Annotated in this window: 6 protein-coding genes; 2 read left to right on the forward strand and 4 right to left on the reverse strand. The window is 29.4% G+C overall.

The genetic code is table 11. From position 1 onward, the window contains the following. Positions 1-410: 410 nt before the first annotated feature. The 3 genes from BQ5321_RS00550 to BQ5321_RS24330 form a co-directional block, all read right to left on the reverse strand. Positions 411-1,256: a tyrosine-type recombinase/integrase gene (locus BQ5321_RS00550; RefSeq protein WP_071392724.1), complete on the reverse strand. Its 846-nt coding sequence runs from the start codon at positions 1,254-1,256 to the stop codon at positions 411-413. A gap of 194 nt (positions 1,257-1,450) precedes the next feature. Further along, entirely contained in the window at positions 1,451-2,692 is a 1,242-nt protein-coding gene (locus BQ5321_RS00555) for a replication initiation protein (RefSeq protein WP_071392725.1), read from the reverse strand. Positions 2,693-2,731: 39 nt separating this feature from the next. Continuing rightward, positions 2,732-2,911, reverse strand: coding sequence for a hypothetical protein (locus BQ5321_RS24330; RefSeq protein WP_071392726.1), 180 nt, complete (start codon positions 2,909-2,911; stop codon positions 2,732-2,734). A gap of 338 nt (positions 2,912-3,249) precedes the next feature. On the opposite strand from BQ5321_RS24330, the gene BQ5321_RS00565 reads away from it, so the two are divergent. After that, a complete protein-coding gene (locus tag BQ5321_RS00565) occupies positions 3,250-4,047 on the forward strand; it encodes a ParA family protein (RefSeq protein WP_071392727.1) in 798 nt (265 codons plus the stop codon). After that, entirely contained in the window at positions 4,031-4,315 is a 285-nt protein-coding gene (locus BQ5321_RS00570; protein WP_071392728.1) for a hypothetical protein, read from the forward strand. Before BQ5321_RS00565 ends, BQ5321_RS00570 begins: the two co-directional genes overlap by 17 nt. 39 nt (positions 4,316-4,354) lie before the next feature. Here BQ5321_RS00570 and BQ5321_RS00575 read toward each other — a convergent pair whose 3' ends face one another. Then, on the reverse strand, positions 4,355-4,630 hold the full coding sequence (locus BQ5321_RS00575) for a hypothetical protein (protein WP_071392729.1): 276 nt from the start codon (positions 4,628-4,630) through the stop codon (positions 4,355-4,357). Between the last annotated feature and the right edge of the window lie 1,251 nt (positions 4,631-5,881).

The following is a 5,881-nucleotide window of genomic DNA, read 5'->3' on the forward strand; positions in this document are numbered from 1 at the left end:
AGATTGTTTGACTTGCTCATAAGTTGTCTTTATTAAAAAAGACTAAAAGTTAAAACGTTGACGTTTCTGCTTTGTTTAGTTTTCAAAGAACAATTCTTAATTTATTATCGCCTTATCAGCGACAAAAAATATTATAACACTTCATTTTCGTTGAAGTCAACAACTTTTTCACTTTTCCTAAGCTGTTGTTTCAGCGACATTTATTACTATAACACCATTAATCATGGAAGTCAACTTCTTTTTGTGAGTTTCCACTTTTTCGAGTTACACTTCTATTAATCCTATAAATAACCAATAGATTTATAACGGGTTCTAATATTATCAGCTTTTCTACTAGAAATCAATTCTTTTTCAATAAAAAACTCCTATCAATTGAAAGGAGTATAAATAAACTAAATACACTTCGACGTTTAACCTATTTTATTCGTAAAAGCATCATTAATCGCTGCTTCTACTTTACGTTTATTCATTTGAACTTTTACATATTTTTTAGTCACGTTAATATCTTTATGACCAGCTAATCGAGAGACAGTTTCTACATCGACTTTGTTATCAATTAAGCGCTGGCAAAAAGTATGTCGAAGTTTTTGTGGGGTTACATTATATTTTTTTAACATATATTGTACTGCTCTCTCCGAAAGACGTTCACCTGTAGCAGATACAAAAACAGCCTCATGACCATGACAATCCAGATATATCTGCAAATACTCTCTTGCTTCATTTGAAAGAGGGATAACCCTTTGTTCATCTATTTTTTGTACGGTTAACTCATGCTTCTTTAAATTGATATGTGATCGATTTAAATTACACAATTCCGATACACGAATTCCTGTATGAAGAAGAACATAGACAATAGTTACATTTCTTAAATTATCTTCTTCCTTAACATCCTTTAATAACTGATTATACTCTGTGACAGATAAAGTATCGATATCGATACTTTTTTCTACTGGTTTTAGTTCTAATCCAAAAGTTAACTCAGGCTTTCTAAGATATTTAGCAAAAGTACGGATAATGCCAGCAGTTTTATCAATGGTCGTTATACTTTTTTGTTGTTCTTCTAAATAATAAATATAAGATTGAATATCCATTTTTTTTAAACCCTGAATATCCACGTCTCTCTCTTGAAGCCACTCTTGATATTTTTCTAATTCACGTTTGTATGTCTTGATTGTATTCGGAGATTTCTTTTGTTCCTGTAACCAGTCACAAAAGTCTTGTATCAGCGGAGCAACTTCAGAAGATTTTTTTTTCAATTTAGAAACCTCCCTGTCAAGTATATTACCTTTATAATACCACAGACATTTAAGGAAGTCATCTTCCGCGAATTAAACCTTGTTATAAATTTATGACAATTATTTCAAAATAAAAAAAACATAAAACTATCTATATGATATATATTAGGAGTTTCCTTTTTTTCTCAAAATACACCATTTTTGTTATGTCTATATTATTTAGTTAATTGTAATTTCTTTAGTAATTCTTCTATTTCCTGTTGTTGTTTCAATTTTTCTTCTGCAGATTTGATTATTGTATAGTCTGTTACACCTAATACTTTAAAAAGTTCTTCTTTTATTTTTTCGAATTTCGCTTTAGCCTGATCTAATTTCATAGAATAGTGTACTTGCAATTTTTCAATTGCTTTTTCAGAAATAAACCAATCAGACATAGGTTCTTTTGATTTACTGAAATACGAAACTAAATAAGATAATATAGTTTGATCTAGTAAATCTTTAGGATCTGACTCTTTATTAGTAAATCTTGTCGTCTTAAGAACAGTTGTTATATACCCAATTGGATTATCAATGTCCTTACGTTCTTTAATTTTCCCCATCAGTAATAACACATTTTCCATTCCATATTTTTCCCAGGAATGAATGACCTCATTCGTTAACTGTAGACCCATTTTTAAACCTAGTTTTTTCACTTGATGAGTAACAGAATTCGCAAATTTAAATTCTTCTAAGTTTTCTTCAAATAAACTTAGTTGTTCCCCTTTATTTGGTTCAACAGATTGAATGATAAACTTTATTTTTGAAACTTTTCTTCCATTCTTAATTTCTTCTAATTTAAAAGAAATATCTGTTTTATTATTCAGTTCTTTTTGTGCTGGTATTAATACACGTTGTTTAAAGTTTCCGTACGCAGGATACAAATTTTCAATGCCAAGTAATTCTCGTAAATCATTCAACAAAAATGTCCGTTCTTGAATTTTTTCATACTGTTTTAGCAATTCGTAGATACGAATTGCATAGGAACTTTTCAGCTTCACTACATTTTCAAGCTTATAGCTTGTGAACTCTCTTTTGAGTTCTAAAAGGTAAGGTCGTAAAAAGGGATCAAAACGGATATCAATCGTACCTTCTGACTCGTTATAAGCTACATAACTTAACCAGGCAACCTGGATTACTTTTCTATTAATGCGAATCTCAAACACTTTTTGCATTAACTCTTTTGTGATTTTCCTTAACTCCGTATACTTAGGTGTCCCTCTTAACCCAAGTAGATTCGTAAATTCTTTGATTGGCAACGTATAAGTTTTAAAATCAGAATCTGTCGGTTGAATATTACTTGCTAAACAAAGAATGATTTTTTGCTCTATAACTCCGAGTTTATAATTTGCCTCGATTAATCTATTAGATTTTGTCACAAAGTTATTTCTATTAACTTCAATTATTTCTGTTGGTAACACAAAAAAGTATCACCCCTTCTTATTCTCTACGTTATATTATTACAAATTGCTAACTATAACAAAAGTTTTTTTTGTTATCTTTAACACCATTTTTGTTATCTTTAACACCATTTTTGTTATCTTTGCAGCACCATTTTTGTTATCTTTAACACCATTTTTGTTATCTTTAACACCATTTTTGTTATCTTTAACACCATTTTTGTTATCTTTAACAGCCATAAACCCTTAAGTATCAAGGGTTTATGGCTCCCGAAAACAATTAAAACATATAAAACAATTAAAATATATATATGTAAAACAATAAAACAAACTGTGTGCTCCTTTTAAATTAATTTCTTTTTAAACTAACCTATATAAATTAAATTTCATTCAAAACCCACAAAAAAACGAAAGGTTTTGATTTTTTATAAAATATCTAAGGTACTTCAAAACCATAGATAAAATTTAACAAGATTATTTTTGTTTAATAGTGTGTAGAAGGATTTATTTTACTGCCTATAGAATGAAATAAAAAAGAAATGAAGAAAACAACGTTAGAAGAAAGGAAGGTGCTTTTTTTGGCCATTACTATAACAATGGGAATTCAAAAAGGTGGTTGTGGTAAATCAACAACAACTGGGATATTATCTTATTTATTACAAGAAGATGGATATCGTGTATTAGCCATAGATATGGACTCACAGGGTAATTTAACTGAGCTGTTATCTAGAAGAGCGTCGAATGAATTTGTAGATAAATCAATATTGGAAGCTCTTCAACAAAATAATATTAAAAGATATATAGTTCCGATTAGTGAAAACCTTAATTTACTGCCAGCCAACAACTTTTTAGCTACGTTTTCTCGCTGGCTTTATACTAAGCAAACGTATAAAGGTCAGATAGCACAATTTAATAGTAATCCTAGCTTGATATTAGATACAATCTTGGATCAAATTCGAGATGATTATGATTTTATTGTTATTGACACACCACCTGCATTAAGTGAAGAAACTATGAACTCTTTATGTGCAAGTGAATATGTTGTGGTGTTATTTGAAAGTTCAAACTGGTGCTATTCTGCTATTCATAATTTTATGGATTCTGTCATTAGTGCAAATAATTTTGGCCGACGTAATACAAAAGTTATTGGAATCCTTCGAACTTTAAATGATATGAGACGTAATGATGCAAAAGCATTCAATGAAATAATTGAGGAAGACTACCCAGAAGATGTGTTTAAAACCATTATTACAAGAAAAGCACCTATTGGAAGATTATCTTTATATGGATTTAAAGATAATCCAGAATTAAAACAAGCGTTAGAAACTTATAGAAGTTTTTATAAGGAGTTGATGGAACGTGTCAAAGGTGAATGATATTAAGAATATGAAGCGTCAACAAAAGGTTATTACACCTTCACAAGTATTAAGTGGAATAGTTGAGGAAGAAAGGAACGTTGATTCGAAAGAAGAAATAAACGAAACAAGAAAGGAAAATAGAAAAGCTGAGAGAAAACGGGTATCATTTGATTTACGGATAGATTTACACAAGGAATTGAAAATGCAAGCTCTAATACAAGAAAAAAATATCTATCTATTAGTTGAAGAAGCTTTAGAAAAGTATTTATATGAAAAAAACTCCTAATAAAAAACGCAGCTAAAATCAGCTGTGTTTTTTCTAATTTTAATAATAAAGCTTATTATTAATCAAAGTAGGCCGGACCTTATACTCTTCTACTTTATTATATCGTTCTTGTAACCATGCAATTACATTAGGTGAGTCTAAAGCGATTCTTAAAAGTTGATCAGACATTTCAGATTTACTCATTCCACATGATGTTGACAATCTAGAAAGTTTTCTATCATATTCATTATTAACAGAGACACTAAATCGAACACATCTTTTATTCCCTAAGTTTCTTTTCTTTGCAGCCTCCGAACAACTATTTAAAATACCCATAAAAAAATCGTCTCCTTACTTAGGTTATTAAATATATGGTGATAAATTCTATCACTGAACACACTTCAAAATATGCTTGTCCAATTACTTTCAGAACAATTTTTAAAATAACTTCCCTCTTTTCCTTCTCTATATATTTTTGTAACTTATTTGATGTTTTAATCCATAAAACTACATCAATGCACCAATGCATCACTGATTCATGAAAGGCGGGAAAGGAATAAATTGATAATAGGAACAGAGGGTGAAACATATTTTGGTCTCTGTTGGTAGCTTAAAATTTAGAATTAGGAGAAACCTATTAAGTTTAAAGATAAGTTGAGTTATCTTATTCACTCACATTGGATTCAACAGCTAGTTAAAATACCTTGTTAAGATATCTTACTGCTTTTTGAACGCTTAAGATTGAAATATAATATGTATTTCATCTGACCCTATTATCTTCGAATAGGCTGTAGGATTTTCTTCCATTCTAAATTATTTGTTGGACTACATAATGGATAAAGAAACTATCAAAGTAAAATTTAAAATATGACATTTAGTTCAATAGCCAGTAAATTCATTTGGGTCTTTTCGCCTCACTATTCTCTGTTGTTTTACTTATTTTTATAAGCTCAAGAGTTTTTTTAAACTTCGAAGATGCATCACTGATGCAGTAATGCACTGATATGAGATGCAGGGGAGAGGATTTTATACCTATAAGTTGTCTAATTTTTAAAAAGCAACTAATTTAGAGTCCCTATTCTAAAATATTCAAATGCTAGTTTGAATATTTTAGACCCCTTTGAAGGAATTTAAAAAGACAATAGTTTAACCAATAATTATACATTTTCTTAAAATGGACCACGATGCTTCTAGACAACAATTAAAGCTATTTCTTTACTTAAGAGACGCTTGATAAAATACCTCAAATGATTTTGGTTACATAGTATAGATTATTCTTTAAAATGGATATTGATTTTGAGTTGGTAAGATGATATTATATGTATCCGTCACTTCGATATTGGATATTGCTAGAAAAAGATAAAACTCTACAAATTTAATATAATGATGATGGAGAAATTACGGAAGAAAAAAACTTCAAAAAGAAGTTGACTTCGGCGAATTATGCGTGTTATAATATTTTTTGTCGCTGATAAGGCGATAATAAATTAAGAATTGTTCTTTGAAAACTAAACAAAGCAGAAACGTCAACGTTTTAACTTTTAGTCTTTTTTAATAAAGACAACTTATGAGCAAGTCAAACAATCT

The organism is Bacillus tuaregi (assembly GCF_900104575.1).
GTDB lineage: Bacteria > Bacillota > Bacilli > Bacillales > Cytobacillaceae > Bacillus_BD > Bacillus_BD tuaregi.